This is a genomic window from Pseudomaricurvus sp. ABR4_320 (assembly GCF_056159445.1).
The window spans coordinates 392,245-409,112 of sequence record NZ_JBSWVF010000005.1 but is presented as its reverse complement, the minus strand read 5'-3'; the positions used below and the strand labels follow the sequence as shown (position 1 = coordinate 409,112).

General features: G+C 51.3%; 22 protein-coding genes. 12 read left to right on the top strand and 10 right to left on the bottom strand.

Annotated elements, in window-relative coordinates; genetic code table 11:
- Both ACXAFR_RS13345 and ACXAFR_RS13340 read left to right on the top strand, forming a co-directional pair.
- Window positions 1-420: hypothetical protein (locus ACXAFR_RS13345; protein WP_475177648.1), on the top strand; the 420-nt coding region annotated here is incomplete at its 5' end.
- 386 nt (window positions 421-806) lie between these two features.
- Window positions 807-1,712: an alpha/beta fold hydrolase gene (locus ACXAFR_RS13340; RefSeq protein WP_475177645.1), complete on the top strand. Its 906-nt coding sequence runs from the start codon at window positions 807-809 to the stop codon at window positions 1,710-1,712.
- 26 nt (window positions 1,713-1,738) lie between these two features.
- On the opposite strand, the gene ACXAFR_RS13335 is transcribed toward ACXAFR_RS13340, so the two are convergent.
- The gene (locus ACXAFR_RS13335) at window positions 1,739-2,374 is read right to left on the bottom strand and encodes a TetR/AcrR family transcriptional regulator (RefSeq protein ID WP_475177644.1); all 636 of its coding nucleotides are present in this window, start codon (window positions 2,372-2,374) and stop codon (window positions 1,739-1,741) included.
- 81 nt (window positions 2,375-2,455) lie between these two features.
- On the opposite strand from ACXAFR_RS13335, the gene ACXAFR_RS13330 reads away from it, so the two are divergent.
- The 9 genes from ACXAFR_RS13330 (at window position 2,456) to ACXAFR_RS13290 (ending at window position 8,134) form a co-directional block, all read left to right on the top strand.
- Window positions 2,456-3,397, top strand: coding sequence for an SDR family NAD(P)-dependent oxidoreductase (locus tag ACXAFR_RS13330; RefSeq protein ID WP_475177642.1), 942 nt, complete (start codon window positions 2,456-2,458; stop codon window positions 3,395-3,397).
- Window positions 3,398-3,653: 256 nt separating this feature from the next.
- Window positions 3,654-4,379, top strand: coding sequence for a response regulator (locus ACXAFR_RS13325; RefSeq protein ID WP_475177641.1), 726 nt, complete (start codon window positions 3,654-3,656; stop codon window positions 4,377-4,379).
- Between the two features lie 6 nt (window positions 4,380-4,385).
- A complete protein-coding gene (locus ACXAFR_RS13320) occupies window positions 4,386-5,018 on the top strand; it encodes a hypothetical protein (RefSeq protein ID WP_475177640.1) in 633 nt (210 codons plus the stop codon).
- 250 nt (window positions 5,019-5,268) lie between these two features.
- The gene (locus tag ACXAFR_RS13315) at window positions 5,269-5,577 is read left to right on the top strand and encodes a sensor histidine kinase (protein WP_475177637.1); all 309 of its coding nucleotides are present in this window, start codon (window positions 5,269-5,271) and stop codon (window positions 5,575-5,577) included.
- Entirely contained in the window at window positions 5,543-5,836 is a 294-nt protein-coding gene (locus tag ACXAFR_RS13310; RefSeq protein ID WP_475177636.1) for an ATP-binding protein, read from the top strand. Before ACXAFR_RS13315 ends, ACXAFR_RS13310 begins: the two co-directional genes overlap by 35 nt.
- A gap of 101 nt (window positions 5,837-5,937) precedes the next feature.
- On the top strand, window positions 5,938-6,105 hold the full coding sequence (locus tag ACXAFR_RS13305) for a hypothetical protein (RefSeq protein ID WP_475177635.1): 168 nt from the start codon (window positions 5,938-5,940) through the stop codon (window positions 6,103-6,105).
- A gap of 337 nt (window positions 6,106-6,442) precedes the next feature.
- The gene (locus ACXAFR_RS13300; RefSeq protein ID WP_475177632.1) at window positions 6,443-6,895 is read left to right on the top strand and encodes an HIT family protein; all 453 of its coding nucleotides are present in this window, start codon (window positions 6,443-6,445) and stop codon (window positions 6,893-6,895) included.
- Window positions 6,896-7,023: 128 nt separating this feature from the next.
- Complete coding sequence (locus ACXAFR_RS13295; protein ID WP_475177631.1) at window positions 7,024-7,392, top strand: cupin domain-containing protein; 369 nt, start codon at window positions 7,024-7,026, stop codon at window positions 7,390-7,392.
- A 49-nt stretch (window positions 7,393-7,441) separates the two neighbouring features.
- Window positions 7,442-8,134 carry an aspartate/glutamate racemase family protein gene (locus ACXAFR_RS13290; protein WP_475177630.1) on the top strand — a complete coding sequence of 231 codons (693 nt, stop codon included), beginning with the start codon at window positions 7,442-7,444 and terminating at the stop codon, window positions 8,132-8,134.
- A gap of 10 nt (window positions 8,135-8,144) precedes the next feature.
- On the opposite strand, the gene ACXAFR_RS13285 is transcribed toward ACXAFR_RS13290, so the two are convergent.
- The 7 genes from ACXAFR_RS13285 to ACXAFR_RS13255 form a co-directional block, all read right to left on the bottom strand.
- Window positions 8,145-8,990 (bottom strand): MOSC domain-containing protein, encoded by an 846-nt coding sequence (locus tag ACXAFR_RS13285; RefSeq protein ID WP_475177628.1) that lies wholly within the window; start codon window positions 8,988-8,990, stop codon window positions 8,145-8,147.
- A 2-nt stretch (window positions 8,991-8,992) separates the two neighbouring features.
- On the bottom strand, window positions 8,993-9,301 hold the full coding sequence (locus ACXAFR_RS13280) for a DUF1244 domain-containing protein (protein WP_475177627.1): 309 nt from the start codon (window positions 9,299-9,301) through the stop codon (window positions 8,993-8,995).
- A gap of 9 nt (window positions 9,302-9,310) precedes the next feature.
- The gene (locus ACXAFR_RS13275) at window positions 9,311-10,501 is read right to left on the bottom strand and encodes a molybdopterin molybdotransferase MoeA (protein ID WP_475177625.1); all 1,191 of its coding nucleotides are present in this window, start codon (window positions 10,499-10,501) and stop codon (window positions 9,311-9,313) included.
- Between the two features lie 71 nt (window positions 10,502-10,572).
- The gene (locus ACXAFR_RS13270) at window positions 10,573-11,313 is read right to left on the bottom strand and encodes a flagellar brake protein (RefSeq protein WP_475177623.1); all 741 of its coding nucleotides are present in this window, start codon (window positions 11,311-11,313) and stop codon (window positions 10,573-10,575) included.
- A gap of 252 nt (window positions 11,314-11,565) precedes the next feature.
- Complete coding sequence (gene dapE / locus ACXAFR_RS13265; RefSeq protein ID WP_475177663.1) at window positions 11,566-12,699, bottom strand: succinyl-diaminopimelate desuccinylase; 1,134 nt, start codon at window positions 12,697-12,699, stop codon at window positions 11,566-11,568.
- Window positions 12,700-12,721: 22 nt separating this feature from the next.
- Window positions 12,722-13,756, bottom strand: a complete 1,035-nt coding sequence (gene dapD, locus ACXAFR_RS13260; RefSeq protein WP_475177620.1) for a 2,3,4,5-tetrahydropyridine-2,6-dicarboxylate N-succinyltransferase — start codon at window positions 13,754-13,756, stop codon at window positions 12,722-12,724.
- Between the two features lie 38 nt (window positions 13,757-13,794).
- Complete coding sequence (locus tag ACXAFR_RS13255; RefSeq protein WP_475177616.1) at window positions 13,795-14,145, bottom strand: ArsC family reductase; 351 nt, start codon at window positions 14,143-14,145, stop codon at window positions 13,795-13,797.
- 279 nt (window positions 14,146-14,424) lie between these two features.
- Between ACXAFR_RS13255 and ACXAFR_RS13250 the strand changes: the two genes are divergently transcribed.
- Window positions 14,425-14,895: a hypothetical protein gene (locus tag ACXAFR_RS13250; RefSeq protein WP_475177615.1), complete on the top strand. Its 471-nt coding sequence runs from the start codon at window positions 14,425-14,427 to the stop codon at window positions 14,893-14,895.
- Between the two features lie 91 nt (window positions 14,896-14,986).
- Here the strand turns inward: ACXAFR_RS13250 and nth are convergent, their stop codons facing one another.
- Entirely contained in the window at window positions 14,987-15,673 is a 687-nt protein-coding gene (gene nth, locus ACXAFR_RS13245; RefSeq protein WP_475177614.1) for an endonuclease III, read from the bottom strand.
- Window positions 15,660-16,865: a succinyldiaminopimelate transaminase gene (gene dapC, locus ACXAFR_RS13240; protein WP_475177612.1), complete on the bottom strand. Its 1,206-nt coding sequence runs from the start codon at window positions 16,863-16,865 to the stop codon at window positions 15,660-15,662. Before dapC ends, nth begins: the two co-directional genes overlap by 14 nt.
- Between the last annotated feature and the right edge of the window lie 3 nt (window positions 16,866-16,868).

Below are 16,868 nucleotides of genomic sequence, written 5' to 3'. Positions count from 1 at the left end.
GATCAGTTAGATGCGATTGCTGATGCCTATATTCCTTTGTTGTTTTTGCTTTCAATCGGGATGTTGGTCAGAGCTGCCCTTCAGAAGAACTACCCTTTGCTGAGGTGGCAATGTGCCGCGCTTTTGATTGGTATTGTTCAGATCTATGCGGTGATGTTTCTGGATCGATCCTTCAGCATCTGGATTCACTTCGGCTTGGATTACAGTACCCATACTGCCTTGGCGCTGGTGTTCGTCGTGTTTCTCGCCTGTCGAGGAAGAGCAGCTCTATGGTTGGCGTCAACATCTATGCTTCTATATTGTGGGCTGATGATGTATCAAAAATATCATACTCTCGCAGATATTATATCCACTGCCATCGTAGTGTTACCGTTGTTAATCTGGGTGAATATTAATCTCCCTGTTGCTCGTCGTGCATAGTGATGTTCTCCTTTCACCTTCGCAAGCACGAACGCAGCAACTCACCGCCTTTCCTCATCTCATGAGCGAAGATTTCACCTTCCCAAGCGAGGAGCCCAATCGAACTCTTGATTGGGTTTTATACACAAAGCAATGGACATTAACCGAATCTGCAGTTGGCAATGTCGGTTTTTCAGATCATCTACCCGTCATTGTAGAGTTGCAGTTAAATGGTTCAGATGAATAGACTCCTTTGCGACAAGTCAGACTGAAAATGTAAACGTTTAGGGAGTTCGCTGTCGGTTGGTATAGGTGTCGGGGCTTGCAATTTCTCCGGTGCCATAGACAATAAACGCTCGGCGATTCATTGATGTGGAAGAGTGGTTAACTCTCCCTTGGATAAGGTTATGAGTTCTCAGGAAGAGGCAGCGTGCACTGGGCAATTTTTTGTCGGCAAAGGTGGGCACCGTATTTATTATCTGCGCACAGGGGCTGGTATGCCGCTGTTACTGTTGCACGGGTGGCCAGGCTATCGCAATGATTGGCAGCGATTGGTCCCTCTGCTTTCGCCGCACTTTGATCTGATCATTCCTGATTTTCGCGGTTTTGGTCAATCCGACAAACCAGATCTGACCGGCGCGGATTACAGTAAATCGTCTCTCGCTGAAGACATGATTTCCTTGTTGGACGAGCTGGATATTTCCTCCGTGATGGTATTGGGATATGACATTGGTGGCTCAGTCGCGCAGACGATGGCTCGGGAATTCCCAGATCGAGTGGTTGGATTGGTGATCTCCAATCCCACCTATCCTGGTGTGAATGGCAGGGAATTCGCTCCAGAACATCTGTCGGATTTTTGGTATGTAAACTTCAATGTCTTGCCTTTGGCGGCAAAATTAGTGGGGTATCATCGTGATACGGTCACTGTTTATCTGCAGCATTTTTACAAGGAATGGTCGGGACCTGATTTTCAAATGAAGGCCGAAGCTATGAATGCTCTGGTCGATAGTTATGCCGCACCAGGAGCAATAGAAGCAAGCCTGCATTACTACAAGGCCTGGGCCTCCGCCTTGCAACATCAGAATCAAAAAGACGGTCAGGAGTCTCCCATTGAGCAGCCAACGATTGTCCTTTGGGGAGATCAAGATCCGACGGCACCCTATAGCTGGTCGGACAACCTGGCGCAGCATTTCACCAATCTGATCGCTTTGAAGTCTCTTAAGGCAATTGGGCATTTCGTGCCTCTTGAGGCGCCGGAATCCTTTGCAAAGGCAGCGATGGAATTAAGGGCTAGATTGGGTAATTTTGCGTAGGAAATCGAACAATCACCGGTGTTAATTTATGCTAGGGCTTTACGTCGGCTGCTAATCGTTAGAAGGTAACCTTTCACTAACTGTCTCATTTGTTTCTCCATTAGCTCCGCCGTAATCTCCAGGTTTTCTTCCGACAGAAGGTGTTGCATTGTTCCGGACATTGCACTCATGGCAAAAAACGCGGCCTGCTCGATGGGGGGTGTAAATGTGCGATCTGAACAGCTCGACAATGTCTCTATAAATCGATCGACGCATGCTGTTAGGGTGGCCTGAACCAGCTGAGGCTGGTCGTCCAGATGCAAACGGTAAAGCACTTTCGATAGGTCGATATTCTCGAGTTTGATACTGACAAACGCTTCCACGACCGTTCTTACGATACTATCCAGAGTTCTGCCATCGGCTTTTCTACAGGCTGATTGAACCGTTTGTTCAATCAGTTGCAGTTGTTGCGCGCACAACGCGAGGTACAGAGATTGTTTGTTAGGGTAGTACTGATACAAGCTGCCGACAGATACGCCCGCTCGCTCGGCGATTCGAGTGGTTGTGGTACGTTGCACGCCTTCCGTCAGTAAAACCTGAATAGTGGCTTGATGGATTGCAGCTAGAGTTACCTCCGATCGCTTCTGAGAGGGCGATTTACGTGGTTTCTGGAGAGAAGCCATGAGCGGATCCAAATGCGAATAATAAATGTGAATAAAAGTTCATATTATAGCGTTCTGGTTTCTACACAAGGTTTAAACACGATGAAGGTCATAATTACTGGAGCGACTTCTGGATTGGGGTTGGCTGTAGCCCGACAGCTTTTAAAGCCTGGCGATCATGGGATATTACCTGTACGGCACTCGTCTCGAGCCAATGTGTTATCCGATTTGGAGCAGATAAACAGTTCATTGAGTTTTCCTGTTATGGATTTGAGTTCTCTCGACAGCGTGCGCTCTGGAGTCGATACCATTCTTACAGGCTGTGATATGGCTTCTGTGGATGCGGTGTTTTTCAATGCCGGGGTGCAATCGAACGGAGGTCTCGATTTCTGCAGGCCAGGGTGGGAAACCACGTTTGTCACAAACCATTTGTCGCATCACCTGTTGTATAGGGCACTGCAGCCATTGCTCAAACCTCAGGCGACGCTGGTTTGGACCAGCAGTGGTACGATTAATCCTGCCGCAAAGGAAGCGACTCGATTCGGCTTTCGTGGCGCCCAGTATCGTAATTTTCAGCAGGTGCTACGCGGTGACTATGGAAATTTGAAATCATCTCAGGACAGCCTTGACGCCTACGCGACATCCAAGTTTTGCAATCTGTTGAGTGTTAGAACCCTTGCAAGGCAGGACCGCAATCGCCGCTATCTGGCGTTTGATCCCGGTTTGATGGCCGGGACATCTCTGGCGCGTAACTATCATCCTGTCTTACAGTTTGTTTGGAACTGGGTTCTACCCGTTATCACGCGATTGGTGCCCACGCCTGGAGCTTCTACGCCGCAGAAGTCCGCTCAGGTTATAGGGCGCGTGCTAAGTGCGGATGGCGGTCACTTTGAGTCGGGAGGGTATATGAATCATACCGGAAAAGTCGTTCCGCCTTGGCTGCCCGAAAATGCTGATGCCTTGGGTGAAGAATTAATCACCGAATCTGATCGCCTTATTGCTCCTTGGATTGATATGCCCAGGAATCTCAGCGGGGCGAGCTAGCGCCTAGCGCAGGATCGGTAAGGAGGTCGCCTGTGTATCTGCCTGACACAAACTGTCACTTAATCCCTGTTCAAATCACGCTAAACTAGTGAAATGAACGTCTGATTTATGGCTTGAATTGCTGCGACTTTGTTAAGCATGATGTCAAAAATGTCGGTTTCCTGACGGTAGACTATTTTTTTTGCCATAGGTTTTCCTCTCGTCGCGCCGCAAGCCTTAATCAGCTTCCCAAAGGATAAGGAACTAAGTGATAGCAATGAGCGGTGTTACCACCATCAATACTAAACGGATCGTGTTGGTCGAGGACGATGCGGACCTGGCCAATTTAATTCGCGATTTTTCGCAAAAATTCAAATTTGACGTCACCAATGTCAGCACTGGGACAGAAGCGGTTTCTGTTATCGTTGAGCAGCAGCCTGACTTGGTCATTCTGGATGTAATGCTGCCAGGCATGAACGGTATGGACGTGTGTCGCAGGGTCCGCAATGATTACTCCGGTTACATTCTAATGCAGACCGCATTGGATGATGATGTGGATCAAATGATGGGGCTCGAGAATGGTGCGGATGACTATGTCGTCAAACAGGTGCAGCCGCGGTTATTGCTAAGCCGGATAAACGCATTGCTGCGACGATCGGAGCGCCAATCTATGGGAAAGGATTCGGCTAGTGGTGGAGATGAAAAACACTTCGGTCCACTGAGCATCAGCCGTTGTAGTCGCCAAGTCAAGATCCATCAGAATCCGGTTGAATTAACCTCGACAGAATTCGATTTGCTGCTCCTGTTAGCCAATTCGATCGGTAAGGTCGTCAGCCGGGATATCTTGAATCAAAGCCTGCGCGTATTCGAATACGATGGCTTAGACCGTTCAATTGATCGTCGAGTGTCTCGTTTGCGTCGTAAATTGCAGCTCGACTCCGGCACGGATCTGATTAAAACCGTGCGGGGTATGGGCTATCAACTCTGCGTTGCGGCTGGGTAACAGCGGATGATTAAATCTTTCGCAGGGCTTTGGCTCATGGTGTTTGGGCCCTTGCTGTTTCTGTTGTATCCCAGTGAAATCAATCCCATCATGCGCTTCAATGAGCACATCGAAGGTGCGCGCCAATCAAGAGTCTATCAAGGCGCAATCCATTCGATCGAAACGCGTTTAGCTTCTTTGCCGGTAACGCAATGGCAGGCCGAGGTTCAACAGCTCGCAAGTCACTTTGTGTTTGATGTGCGCTTGTTGCGCCGTTCTGATCTCACATTGCCTTCGCGAAAATTGGATGAGCTTGATGCAGGTAAAGTGGTTTTTATCAATGCCGAACCGGAATACTTGCTGAAGCCCCTTGGCCATGACGTCCTGCTGCTGCAATTGTTTACCGACTTTTCTGAGGATGAAAAAATTCGTAGCGGGGCTGCAGGCTCCATACATCTTTTAAAGCAGGCGTTTAATGAGGATGACGAGTCCCATTGGCCGGAGCTGATATATACCTTATCCGGTGACTTTCTGTTAGAACTGCGAGCGGAAAAACGTCGGATTGGTTGCTCAATGATCAAGAAAAGCAGGACGTCGCCGATGATACATTTTTCTGGCGAGGAGACTCCGGTCAACAGATTTCATTCTTTGTTCCCTTAAAAAAAGGTCAGTACCTGTTGATTGCTGATGAGATCCCCACGTCTTCTGTAGATGCTACCGTCGTTGTCATTTTGGCTTTGGTGTTTGTCGTCGTTTTCTCCGTCGGGATGTTTATGTGGGTATGCCCTATGTGGCGAGGGTTGACTCACCTAGATCGAGTGACTTCCAGTTTGGGCGGGGTAATCTCGCGATACGGGCAAATGTCAGTAGAATTTGCTTAGTTGCCAGTTTGAGCTCGACGTTTAATCGAATGGCTGATCAAATCCAGGAGCTATTGCAGGGGCAACGCGCCCTGACGAATGCCATTGCTCATGATTTACGCACGCCGCTTTACCGGCTGAGATTCGCGGTGGAAATGCTCGGCGATTCGAACCAGGACTATGAACGTGAAAAATACTGGGCATCGATCACAAAAAGCGTTGATGACCTCGACCACCTGGTAAACCAGATATTGCAACTATCCCGCTACAGCAGCGAGAGACAGTTAGTGAAGTTTTCCGAGCAGGATGTTCTCGCAATGGTTCATGAAGAGTGTCAGCAGATATTGCCTGGAAATTAACGACGATGGACCGGGAATTCCGCAAGCCGATCGTGAACGAATTTTCGAACCGTTTGAGCAGTTAAATCAGGGACACCGCAATATTGCAACAGGCCATGGGTTGGGGCTCGCTATCGTTCGACATATTGCCAGTTGGCATTCTGGCAAGGTAACTGTGGGCGAATCGGTGTTGGGCGGCGCCTCCTTTGTGTTTTGCTGGCCCGACATCATCGACCGTAAACAAGATAGCTTGCCGAAACAAAAAAGACCCTCTGTTTGATTGTCACAGAAGGTCACAATCGGCCACCGCTTTCTCCACGACGCACTCACTTTGTAACTCTATCATTCGCTCATCATTTACACAGATGAGAGATTGATTTGATGAACACGAGTGATATCGCCAAGCCATTTATTTTTACTGCATTGATGATGGGGGTTACCCAGTTCAGTAACGCAGATACGGTTATCGGTGCTGAAGTCGGCCTTGGTTCCGCGGAATATACCCCTTCCTCAGAAGATTTAGATGCTTCCTGGATGGGGACAATGTAGTTGGCAAAGAACTGGATAGCGGTTTTACACCGATGATTATTGGGCACATCGGTTCTGGCTCTGACTTTGACGGCGAACCAGAGTTTGTACGCGGGTGTTGGTGTAAATTTTAATGAGACGGAACTGGATTTCAAAGCCCGGAAATCGAAAGAAGAGAACGGTGTGGGCTATTTGATTCGAGCTGGATGGCAAGTCGCCGTGGGTGAAAAAGGGGCGCTTGAGCCTGGGTTACCAGCGACTCGGTTTGGAAGACGTCGATGTAAACGCCTACAGTGTTGGGTATACTTTTTCTTTCTAATAAGGAACCTATACGCTTGATCAAAACCAGGATGGTTTTATGGGAAATCTAATACAAGAGCGAGTGCAGTTGGCTCGTCAGGGAAAGAATGACACGGTTGTCTGTCGACTTCGCAGTGGTTGGGTGGTGGTGGGCGACGTACAGTTCCATCACGGCTATTGTTTGCTACTGGTCGATCCTTTGGTCGATTCTCTAAACGATCTATCGTCGCATCATCGGATTCAGTTTTTAAGCGATATGGCTGTCGTTGGTGATGTTCTGCTGGAGATCACCGGCGCCTATCGGATTAACTATGAAATTCTGGGGAATAGTGAGCCGGCGTTGCATGCGCACATTTTTCCCCGCTACGCGGATGAACCCGACGAGTTTCGTCAGTATCCTGCTTGGTTTTATGATTGGAAAAATGCGCCTTCCTTTAATAAATCAGCGATGGGCTGTTTTATCCAAGCGATGCAGCAGAAATTGGTGAGCCGAGGTGTCACGGCTGACTAGAGTTACTCTTGCGATGGCTCTTACGGTGACTTGGGTTGGTGTTAGAAATAGGGTAAGGTCATAGAAAAACCATGTCGGAAGGATTGCCGACTTACCCTGTTTGCAGAAGCCACTTTAAGTGAGGCCGTATGGATTACCAAGCGATAAACTTTGCCAAAAAACTCAGCCTTTTTGATGAGCACTGGGCGCCGAGAGTGGTTGCCGAAATGAACGATTATCAGTTTAAGGTAGCGAAGTTGGCGGGAGAGTTTGTTTGGCATGATCACAATGATACCGATGAAACCTTCATCGTTTTAGACGGTAAGTTGCGAATCGATTTTAGGGACGGCAGCGTGGAGCTAGCTGCAGGTGAAATGTACGTTGTTCCCAAGGGCATCGAGCACAAACCCTACGCCGACGAAGAGGTCAAAGTGTTGCTGATTGAGCCTAGAGGCGTGGTAAATACCGGAGATGGTGAAACCAGTGAGCATACGGCGAAAAATGATGTCTGGGTGTAGTAGAGAACGGTGAAGTAGTTCATGGTCTAGAGCAGGGGGCGAGAGCGAGATGAAAACCATCGGTTTGCTTGGTGGCATGAGTTGGGAATCGACCATTAGCTATTACGAAGCCATTAACGAAGGTATCAAGCAGGCTCTGGGTGGTTTGCACTCGGCAAAAATCTGTCTCTTTAGTGTCGATTTTCAAGAGGTGGCGACTTTACAACGTGAAGGGCGCTGGCAGGATGCTGCTGAAATCCTCTGTAAAGCCGCTCAGTCGGTAGAGGCTGGAGGTGCAGATTTTTTATTGATCTGTACCAATACCATGCACAAGGTGGCCGATGAGATTCAGGCTGCCATCAACATTCCTTTATTGCACATTGTTGACGCGACGGCGGCAAAGTTGCAGCTCGACGGGGTAGACCGCGTGGGGCTGCTAGGAACAAAATTCACGATGGAAGAACGCTTTTATACCTCTCGATTTGAAGAGACGTATGGAATTTCCGTTTTGGTGCCAGATACCGAAGATCGGAACTTAGTTCACCGGATTATTTTTGAAGAGTTGTGCCTCGGGGAAATAAACGAAACTTCTCGAGCATCCTATCTCAATGTTGTCGATCATCTGCACGCTCGCGGAGCTCAGGCGGTGGTACTAGGCTGTACGGAAATTGCTCTGCTACTTCAGCAGCGGCACTCACCAGTACCACTCTACGACACAACGCAATTGCACGCCGAACAAGCGGTATCCCTCGCTTTAAGCTGACGTCCTTTCTTCACTGCTGGGCAAGTGTTTCTCCGACCTTTAGTTCGGCTGAACCACCCAAAAACGAAGCGTTCATACCAAATGCGGCAGCGCCTGCTCTGCCGGGCACTGGGTTGAGATGGGCGAGCGTTCGGTAGGGGTGCCAATCTTTAGCACGTTCGGCGGTATCCGGGTTAATGGTCGTGACGACACAGCGTTCGCAGCGGTCAATCAATTGAAAGTGATGGCCAGTAGAATTGGTGAGTTGCCGATATTTCGACGTTTGCTCAGCGAAAGCCGTTAGGCCTTCCAAAACAACATTGGGTCGAAAACGGCGTATATCCACGGGAGCCTTCCCCTCGCGAACAAGTTGCTGATTGAGTGCCCGCAGACTGTTTTGGTTGGCAATGAGGTAGGGGGCGGCATCGGCAAAGTGGGTGTAAGTCCCATTTCCGAATCGATGTGGATTGGCTTTACGCCGCTGTTCCCGCGCTAATTGCACCAGTTGCAGAGGCTTTGGCGGGCGGAGTACCTGATTGATCCAAGCCGAGACATCCAGGCTGGCTTCAAGAAGGTCACATTCGTCCCGCCAAATTGCACCCGTACAACGCTGGCCGCTGTCTTTTGCCTGGCGCTTGAGGGGTAGCCAACACGAGCCAAAGCCTTCGCGACTCAAGCGAAGTTCGTCGCCTTCGAAGGTTGTCTTGATGAGTGCCATTGGCGGAAATTGTCGCTGGGATACAAAGCGGCCGTTGGGCCCGACTAACATCCACTGGCGATCATAGTCGAGCCCTTTGGAAGTCGCTTGCCACTGTGAGACGGAAATACCTTGCAGGGCTTTTACCGGGTAGACCCACAGTTCGCTGATGACTGGCATACTCAGTGATCATCTCCGCTTTCTTTTTTATGGGCTTCAAAGGCGGCCATTTGTTCGGGCGTGGCGGGCGTCTGGTATTTGTCTTTCCATTCGGCATAGGGCATGCCGTACACGATTTCACGCGCCTGGTCGTAGTCCATGGTAACACCTTCCTGTTCTGCCGCCGCCATATACCATTTGCTGAGGCAGTTACGGCAGAAGCCCGCGAGTTCCATGAGTTCGATATTCTGAACGTCTTTGCGCTCGTCCAGGTGCTGAAGAAGTCGACGAAAGGCGGCCGCTTCCAATTGGGTTTGTGTTGCTTGATCCATGATCTCCCCTTAAAACAATTCGTCGAGCCGTATTACTCGGATTGGATTACCCGGTTGTATGTCGGTATTTGCCGGAACAATGGCAACCGCGTTGGCCCATACGGCGGAAGATAATACGCCTGAGCTTTGGTTTGGGTAGGGCTTTAGCTCCCCGTGTTCACCGAGGCGTACCATGACATACTCCTGTCGCTTGCGGGCGCTGTGTGCGAAAGGGCAGGGTAAGAATTGTCCTTTGGGTAACAGCGGTATGCCGCCTTGCAGTTTCTGCAGCATGGGGCGTGCAAAAAACAGGAAAGTGATATACGCCGACAGTGGGTTGCCAGGCAGGCCCAATAGCGGTGTACCCTGAACCTGTCCGAAAGCCAGAGGTTTGCCTGGCTTGATGGCGAGTCGCCAGAGATCGAGTTGGCCGAGGCTTTCAATTGCCGCTTTGACGTGGTCTTCTTCGCCGACGGAAATGCCGCCGCTGGTGATGATGAAATCCGCTTGGGCAGCCGCGGCCGCGAGGGCGTCACGTGTCGCATCGTGAGTGTCAGGAATATTGCCACAGTCGATAACATCGACCCCAAGCTTGCCTAGCAAGCCGGTGAGCAGGTAGCGATTGGAGTTATAGATTTGTCCTGGATTCAGTGGTTTGCCGGGATCGACCAGTTCATCGCCGGTGGCGATCAATGCCACTTTGGGGCGCCTTAAGACGCTTACGTCGGCAAAGCCCACCGATGCAATCAAGCCAATGTGTTCCGGCGAGAGCTTGGTGCCGCGACTAATCAATAGAGCATTGGCTTTGATATCCTGTCCGCAGAGACGCACATTATTGCCTTTGCTAACTCCGGCAGGAATACCGATTTTGCCCTCTTTGAGCTCGCAATCTTCCTGCATCACTACGGTATCCGCACCGGCAGGAATTTCTGCACCGGTAAAGATTCTGGCCGCGGTGTTCGATTCAAGGGGTTGCGGTGGCTGCCCCGCAGGAATTCGCTGGGAAATGGCAAACCACTGTCGATCCGGCGCTTGGTGGTCGTTGCTGGAGTAGGCATAGCCATCCATAGCGCTGTTGTCGGCAGGGGGAACGTCGATTGGGGAGATGATATCGACAGCGAGCAGTCGTCCAACGGCCTGTAGCAGAGGTAGGGTTTCAGTTTCAGTCAGAGGGCTGACAGAAGCGAGGAGCTGTTCGAGTGCCTGAGCGGCAGGTTTCATAGCGAAAATTCCTTAAATTTCCGCCAGTATACCGCTAGTCACCCAGGCTTTTGTACGTTTGATCGGTGAGATTACCCGGCGCGATTGCGTAGACGCCGCTGTTGTTGCATCAGAAACTGTTCCAGCTTGCGCCTTTCCAATGGATCAATCGTCAGCATTCTGGCTCCGATGGTACTGCGCTCCGGTATGCCGCTGTCGGTTTCGACACGAGTGATTTCCAGGTCGCAGTTGAGGCTCATGGTGGAAAATTCCAGTTGGCAATTTTCCAAGGCGGTTCCTGGACGTAAATGATGCATGCCATCTAGAGGCAGAGCGAGTTTGACGCCGCCGAGGGATATATCTTCCACGCGGGCTCGGTTGACCGCTGGGTCGTCATCGTTTTGCCAGCTGGCGCGTCCGGGAATCGGTAAGCGGAAGGTCCCGCGCCGTTGTTGTTCATCGAGATGATCGGGACAGTCCAGAATGACTTCGGTACCGTCATTGTCTCGATTCACAGAGTGAACGCGCGTGATGAAGGCCAGCGAATGAGTATCGGATTCCCGAATCGAGACGTTCACCATGTCCCCTTCGTGTAATGGTGTTTTGGTCTGAAAGGGTTCGTCGATGGTGAATCTCGCTTGCGCATAGTCGATATCGAGAATAATGCTTTGATAGCGCGCGGCGCCGCTTTTGCCGATTCCCAGATAGACAAAGGTTCGTTTCTGTCGCAACTTTTCCAGGTTCGCCAATACGATGATCTGATCGGGTGTCAGACTGGGCATGGCGGCGTCGGGTTTGACGAAGGGCTTCAGCATACGCTGTAGGGAAAACATGTAACCTGACTCCTCGATAACTTATGTGCTGTGGATGCTTTATCGGCCTTGTAAAAACTATCGGCGTTAAGACTTTTTTCTGAAGGGTTTTTGTGATGCGGTCGCTATTCTTGCAAGTATAGAAGGGCTTTGCGTGTGGCGCAGAAAGACTCTTGCCTAGGTTCTAGGGGCTCGGGCTAAGGGGCGCGCGAATATAGAGTCGACTATAGGCGGCGAGAGCGCCTGACCGGGATGGTCAGGCGTAGAAGGGGTTTAGTCGCTGACGAGGAGATTGGTCAGGATTTGCTGGTAGATTTCTGTGAGGGTGTCCAGGTCGGAGGCAATCACCCGCTCGTCGACCTTATGGATGGTGGCATTAACTGGGCCAAGTTCAATGACTTGGGCTCCCGTTGGTGCGATAAAGCGCCCGTCAGAGGTGCCTCCAGCGGTAGACAGTTCAGTTTTCAGGCCAGCTTTGTCACGAATGGCGGCTACGGTAGCATCCACCAGTGGACCACAGTCGGTGAGAAAGGGTTGTCCGCTGAGCTGCCAATCGATCTCGTAGTTAAGCTGATGGCGTTTGAGGATGGCCTCTGTCCGGTCCTGCAATTCCTGAGCGGTCAATTCCGTGGAAAAGCGGAAGTTGAACACAATGGATGCATCGCCAGGAATCACATTGGTCGCCCCTGTGCCGGCGTTAAAATTGGAGATCTGGAAGCTGGTCGCGGGAAAGAATTCATTGCCCTGATCCCAGACTTCTGCGGCCAGTTCTGCCAGTGCAGGCGCGCAGGTGTGTATGGGGTTTTCCGCGAGATGTGGGTAGGCGACATGCCCCTGAATGCCTTTTACTGTGAGCTTCGCTCCAAGTGATCCACGGCGACCATTCTTGATGACGTCGCCGACTTTCGCCGTGCTGGAGGGTTCGCCTACCAGGCACCAGTCAATCGCTTCGCCCCGCTGCTGTAACCACTCCACGACTTTGACGGTGCCATTGATGGCGGGGCCTTCTTCGTCACTGGTGATCAAAAACGCGATACGACCCTCTAGGGGTGGAGCGCTCGCCAGCAGCGCTTCGCAGGCGACGATCATGCTGGCGAGACTGCCTTTCATATCCGCAGCGCCGCGCCCGCATAGATAGCCGTCATGCAGGGTTGCCGTGAAAGGTTCGAACTCCCACTTTGCGGGATCCCCCGTCGGGACAACGTCTGTGTGGCCGGCAAAACAGAATAGAGGACCTTCGTCGCCGAGGACGGCCCAGAGGTTGTCGACATCACCAAATCGCAGATGCTCGATTTTGAAACCCAGGGCGGCCAGACGATCGGCCATCAGTTGCTGGCAGCCGCGGTCTTCTGGAGTCACCGAGCGACGTTCAATCAGTTCTGAGGCCAGAGCCAGCGTCGGTGACATGCTGACCGAAGGCGTTCTTGTATCAGTTGTGGGCATGCAATTCTTCGTTCAGGGCGATGGCAGATTTATTGGTTTTACACTCGACGCGTCCGCTGATGGAATTGCGTCGGAACAGCAGGTCGGACTTTCCAGCCAGATCGCGGGCTTTAATTTCTTCAACCAACTCACCGGCGTCGTCAAGCAGAGCGACTTTCGTACCTGCGGTGATATAGAGGCCTGCCTCAATCGTGCAGCGGTCACCGAGGGGAATACCGGTTCCTGCATTGGCACCGAGCAGACATTCTTCTCCCAGAGCGATCACGATATCACCACCGCCGGACAGAGTTCCCATTGTGGAGCAGCCACCGCCCAGATCGGAGCCTTTGCCGACGAAGACGCCCGCTGAGATGCGGCCTTCGATCATGCCTGGGCCTTCGGTGCCGGCATTAAAGTTGACGAAGCCTTCGTGCATGATGGTGGTACCTGAGCCGATATAGGCTCCAAGTCTTACACGGGCTGTGTGGGCAATACGCACACCGGTCGGAACAACATAGTTGGTCATTTTGGGGAATTTATCGACACAGGCGACGTCGATGACATCACCCTGTAAGCGAGCTTCCAGCTGTTTGGCAGGCAGCTCAGCGAGGTCAATCGCGCCGCGATTGGTCCAGGCAACGTTGGGCAGAACACCGAAGAGTCCGGTGAGATTTGTTTCGTGGGGTTTAACCAGGCGGTGTGAGAGCAGGTGTAACTTAAGATAGCCCTCTGGTACGCCCGTGGGTGCGCCATTTTCCGACAGAATTACGGCAACGCAGGGACGGTCGCTGGTGCTGAGTTTGGCGGCAAGTTCTGCCTGTTCGGCTTCACCGGCGCTGTCCAAGGCACTGGCAAGTGCGCTTAATTGGCTTTCACCAAGATTGATCTCCGCATTGCCGCCCTCGTAGTTTAACGTGGCTTCCAGTGCGCCAAAGAGGGCTTCTGAAGGAGTGAGTAGCGGTGCGTGGAAGTAGACTTCTAACCAATCTCCGTTGCCGTTGCGGGTACCAACTCCCAGCCCGAAAGCGTAGCGTGTGCTCATGTGTGTTCTTCTCTTGATTGTGTTCTAACGAAAGTAAATTAAGCGCCCAGTCCGAGTTTGGCGTAGTTGTCGGCGCTGAAACCGACGGTCAGGTGTTCTGAACTCTCCAAAACCGGACGCTTAATCAATGTTGGTGACGCCAAAATTGCGACTAATGCCTGATCTTTGTCCATGGACTTGCGGGCGCTTTCCGACAGTTGTTTCCATGAAGTGCTGCGTTTATTGACCAGTGTTTCCCATCCCAATTGGTCCAGCCATCCTTGAATCTTTTCTTTTTCGAGACCATCTTTGCGAAAATCGTGAAACTTGAAGGACACATCATTCTTCTCAAGCCAGACTCGCGCTTTTTTGACGGTGTCGCAGTTGGTGATGCCATAGAGGGTTAGCATTGCTATTTTCCTGACGTATTTAAAGAAACCTGGTTGGATTTGGGCGGGCGAGAGGATAGCAAATTCCGCATCTGGGTTCACGGTGACATTTTTTTGGCGTTTTTATAAGCAGAGATCTGAACATAACCAAATGAATGTTGAGATTGACGCCATCGACTGGCACGATATTCCCTTATTCGCACTTTTTTGTTTTTCTTAGCCGGAAAATGTATAAAGACAGAGCGTGACGCTAGGTCCGTATGGAGTCTTTGCAGGGACGGCAGAATCGAGGGCCAAATAATGTCAGACAATAGTCGCAACTACCGGGTGGTATTCTGGGGTGCCGTTCTGTTAGGTCAGAAACGTGCCGCTGTGGCCCGAAGATTCGTTAAGCGCTTCAAAATTACGCGTCGCAGTCAGCTGCGTCAATTGTTCTCCGGTCGCATGGTTGTCATGAAAAAAGGGATGACCTACGCTGAGGCGAAAGTCTACAGTGATTTAGTTCGTGGCATGGGGGCTGTTTGTCGCTTGGAACAAGAGTTTGTGCCGCCAGCGCTCTCGTCTCTGAGCTCGACAGAGCAACAGTCTGCCTCTGAGCGTCGCTTGGCGAGTGCTCTGCAATTGGTGAACCAGCGTCAGCTTCAGCTAGTGGAGAAAAGCGGTGAGGCAAAACCGGAGACGGCGGACTTTTTCGCTCGATTCACTTCGGATGACGCAACGCCTTCGAAGAAGTCCAAGCCAGGTAAACCTACACTGTTTATCGTCAAGTAAGTCTGCCATCTTTCAGGTCGCTGGCTTCACCATGGTTTTTGGCGAAATCAACGATCGTCGTGTGGGTGTCAGGCAATTCAAGGTTTACGCGTTAAGGCTTGCGCAGTTTCTTAGGATGCTTGCGTGTTGGATAACAGGTGCGGCAGATCTCGCAGACACGACCATCACAGCCTCTCGCGCTGCAAAACTCTCTCCCATAAAAAATAATCTGTAGATGCAGTTTGTTCCAGTGCTCTTTGGGGAAAAGACGTTTCAGATCTTTTTCCGTCTGTTGGACATTTTTTCCGCTCGTTAATCCCCAGCGTTGTGCCAGCCGATGAATGTGGGTATCCACGGGAAATGCCGGCACACCAAAAGCTTGGGACATCACCACGCTTGCGGTTTTATGGCCTACCCCAGGTAATGTCTCCAGCTTCTCCAGAGACTGCGGAACTTGCCCGTTGTACTCGTTCACCAAAATTTTTGATAAGCCGGATATGGCTTTGGATTTTTGAGGCGATAAGCCGCAGGGGCGAATAATCTTCTGAATGTCTTCCACGGGTTGCTGCGCCATCGCCTCGGGCGTATCTGCGAGTTGCCACAGAGCAGGCGTTACCTGGTTAACTCTGGCATCGGTGCATTGTGCTGACAGCAGGACCGCAACCAGTAGGGTGTACGGATCTTTGTGATCTAAAGGCACCGGCGGCTCGGGATAGAGCTCATTGAGGCGCTGCAGGATAAACGCTACACGAGCAGGTTTACCGAGATCTTTTACCAGAGCGGGTTCAGTAGTTTCCATGTTGTAAAAATTCCGCTATCCGATGCGCGGCTTCGGTACATTCATCGCTGGAGGCGACCAGGGCCAGGCGTACTCTTTGTTCACCGGGATTGGTGCCACCGGCGTTGCGAGCGAGATAGCGGCCAGGCAGAACGGTAATATTTTGTTGGGCGAAGAGCGCGCGCGTGAAGATTTCGTCACTTACAGGCAATGTTGGCCAGAGGTAAAACCCAGCAGCCGGACGAGATAGAGCCAGGTATGGATTAAGAATGTTCAAGACCTGAGTGAATTTATCGCGATACAACTGCCGATTCGCTTTGACGTGCTCTTCATCCTGCCATGCGGCAACTGAGGCAATTTGGTTGGTAACTGACATCGCACAGCCGTGATAGGTGCGGTAAAGCAGGAATTTTTTCAACACAGTGGCGTCGCCGGCAACAAAGCCGGATCTGAGTCCCGGCAGATTTGAGCGTTTGGACAGGGAGTGAAACACCACGCAGCGCGCCATATCATTGCGCTTCAGTTCAGCGCAGGCTTGTAATAATCCTGGGGGGGGCGAGGTGTCATCGTCGTAGAGCTCTGAGTAGCACTCGTCACTGGCAATAATAAAGTCGTGCTCATCCGCCAATTCGATCAGACGTTTCAACACATCTATGCTCATGACGGCGCCTGTAGGATTGCCGGGTGAGCAAATGTAGAGCAGTTGGCAGCGCTGCCAGACATCGGCAGGTACGGCCTTAAAATCAGGTATGTAACCGTCTTCTTCAAGGCAGTTTAAAAACCAAGGGGTAGCACCGGAAAGGAGCGCTGCGCCTTCGTAAATTTGGTAAAACGGATTGGGACTTACGACGAGGGGGTTCGGCTTCTGGCGATCAACGACAGCCTGGGCAAACGCGAACAGTGCCTCGCGGGTGCCGTTCACCGGTAAGACATGGCGGTCGGGATCGATAAAGTCGGTGCCCAGTTTAAATCGTTGCTGCAACCACTGAGCAATGGCTCCGCGTAGCTCGGGGATACCTAGAGTCGCCGGGTAGCTGGATAAACGATCCAGATTTGCGGAGATGGCGTCGAGTACAAAAGCGGGAGGCGCGTGTTTAGGTTCGCCGATCGACAGTGAAATATGGGCTTTATTTTCAGGTGGTAGTACACCGTCTTTTAATTCGGCCAGGCGCTGAAAGGGGTAGGGTTGTAGCAGGGATAATTCAGGATTCATAAA

Coding starts and splice junctions, on each gene's coding strand:
- ACXAFR_RS13340 (WP_475177645.1), top strand. CDS start 807: ATGAGTTCTCAGGAAGAGGCAGCGTGCACTGGGCAATTTTTTGTCGGC.
- ACXAFR_RS13335 (WP_475177644.1), bottom strand. CDS start 2,374: ATGGCTTCTCTCCAGAAACCACGTAAATCGCCCTCTCAGAAGCGATCG.
- ACXAFR_RS13330 (WP_475177642.1), top strand. CDS start 2,456: ATGAAGGTCATAATTACTGGAGCGACTTCTGGATTGGGGTTGGCTGTA.
- ACXAFR_RS13325 (WP_475177641.1), top strand. CDS start 3,654: ATGAGCGGTGTTACCACCATCAATACTAAACGGATCGTGTTGGTCGAG.
- ACXAFR_RS13320 (WP_475177640.1), top strand. CDS start 4,386: ATGATTAAATCTTTCGCAGGGCTTTGGCTCATGGTGTTTGGGCCCTTG.
- ACXAFR_RS13315 (WP_475177637.1), top strand. CDS start 5,269: ATGGCTGATCAAATCCAGGAGCTATTGCAGGGGCAACGCGCCCTGACG.
- ACXAFR_RS13310 (WP_475177636.1), top strand. CDS start 5,543: ATGAAGAGTGTCAGCAGATATTGCCTGGAAATTAACGACGATGGACCG.
- ACXAFR_RS13305 (WP_475177635.1), top strand. CDS start 5,938: ATGAACACGAGTGATATCGCCAAGCCATTTATTTTTACTGCATTGATG.
- ACXAFR_RS13300 (WP_475177632.1), top strand. CDS start 6,443: ATGGGAAATCTAATACAAGAGCGAGTGCAGTTGGCTCGTCAGGGAAAG.
- ACXAFR_RS13295 (WP_475177631.1), top strand. CDS start 7,024: ATGGATTACCAAGCGATAAACTTTGCCAAAAAACTCAGCCTTTTTGAT.
- ACXAFR_RS13290 (WP_475177630.1), top strand. CDS start 7,442: ATGAAAACCATCGGTTTGCTTGGTGGCATGAGTTGGGAATCGACCATT.
- ACXAFR_RS13285 (WP_475177628.1), bottom strand. CDS start 8,990: ATGCCAGTCATCAGCGAACTGTGGGTCTACCCGGTAAAAGCCCTGCAA.
- ACXAFR_RS13280 (WP_475177627.1), bottom strand. CDS start 9,301: ATGGATCAAGCAACACAAACCCAATTGGAAGCGGCCGCCTTTCGTCGA.
- ACXAFR_RS13275 (WP_475177625.1), bottom strand. CDS start 10,501: ATGAAACCTGCCGCTCAGGCACTCGAACAGCTCCTCGCTTCTGTCAGC.
- ACXAFR_RS13270 (WP_475177623.1), bottom strand. CDS start 11,313: ATGTTTTCCCTACAGCGTATGCTGAAGCCCTTCGTCAAACCCGACGCC.
- dapE (WP_475177663.1), bottom strand. CDS start 12,699: ATGTCACCGACGCTGGCTCTGGCCTCAGAACTGATTGAACGTCGCTCG.
- dapD (WP_475177620.1), bottom strand. CDS start 13,756: ATGAGCACACGCTACGCTTTCGGGCTGGGAGTTGGTACCCGCAACGGC.
- ACXAFR_RS13255 (WP_475177616.1), bottom strand. CDS start 14,145: ATGCTAACCCTCTATGGCATCACCAACTGCGACACCGTCAAAAAAGCG.
- ACXAFR_RS13250 (WP_475177615.1), top strand. CDS start 14,425: ATGTCAGACAATAGTCGCAACTACCGGGTGGTATTCTGGGGTGCCGTT.
- nth (WP_475177614.1), bottom strand. CDS start 15,673: ATGGAAACTACTGAACCCGCTCTGGTAAAAGATCTCGGTAAACCTGCT.
- dapC (WP_475177612.1), bottom strand. CDS start 16,865: ATGAATCCTGAATTATCCCTGCTACAACCCTACCCCTTTCAGCGCCTG.